This is a genomic window from Salimicrobium album (assembly GCF_900107115.1).
GTDB classification, from domain to species: Bacteria; Bacillota; Bacilli; order Bacillales; family Halobacillaceae; genus Salimicrobium; species Salimicrobium album.
The window spans coordinates 1-1043 of record NZ_FNOS01000013.1 but is presented as its reverse complement, the minus strand read 5'-3'; the positions used below and the strand labels follow the sequence as shown (position 1 = coordinate 1043).

1 rRNA gene is annotated in these 1043 nt (G+C 53.7%); it reads left to right on the top strand.

Features of this window, described 5'->3' with window-relative positions:
- Window positions 1–1043 (top strand): 23S ribosomal RNA (locus BLU03_RS13495); the annotation flags it as partial.

Here is a 1043-nt window from a genome sequence, read left to right as displayed (position 1 = left end):
TTGGAGTTACCAAGAGGGAGGATAGGCGAATCGGACTGGAACGTCCAGCCATAGCAGGTAACAGCCCTGTAGCCGACATCCTCCCTCCTCCGGAGTGGATCCTGAGTACGGCGAAACACGAGAAATTTCGTCGGAATCCGGGAGGACCATCTCCCAAGGCTAAATACTCCCTGGTAACCGATAGTGAACCAGTACCGTGAGGGAAAGGTGAAAAGCACCCCGGAAGGGGAGTGAAAGAGAACCTGAAACCGTGTGCCTACAAGTAGTCGGAGCCCGTTAATGGGTGACGGCGTACCTTTTGTAGAATGGACCGGCGAGTTACGATCGGCTGCAAGGTTAAGCACCGTAGGTGTGGAGCCGCAGCGAAAGCGAGTCTGAACAGGGCGTCTCGAGTAGACGGTCGTAGACCCGAAACCGTGTGATCTACCCATCTCCAGGGTGAAGGTCAGGTAATACTGACTGGAGGCCCGAACCCACGTAAGTTGAAAATTACGGGGATGAGGGGTGGGTAGGGGTGAAATGCCAATCGAACACGGAGATAGCTGGTTCTCTCCGAAATAGCTTTAGGGCTAGCCTTCGGCCAGGAGTCCTGGAGGTAGAGCACTGATTGGATGAGGGGCCCCTACCGGGTTACCGAGTTCAGTCAAACTCCGAATGCCAGCGACTCGCGTCGAGGAGTCAGACCATGGGTGAGAAGGTTCATGGTCAAGAGGGGAACAGCCCAGACCGTCAGCTAAGGTCCCTAAGTGTGTGTTAAGTGGAAAAGGATGTGGCGTTGCTTAGACAACCAGGATGTTAGCTTAGAAGCAGCTATCATTGAAAGAGTGCGTAATAGCTCACTGGTCGAGTGACGCTGCGCCGAAAATGTACCGGGGCTAAACACACCACCGAAGCTACGGATTTGCATCGATGATGCAAGTGGTAGGAGAGCGTTCCAGGAGCTGTGAAGTCAGACCGTGAGGACTGGTGGAGCGACTGGAAGTGAGAATGCCGGTATAAGTAGCGAAAAAAGAGTGAGAATCTCTTTCACCGTAAGCCTAAGG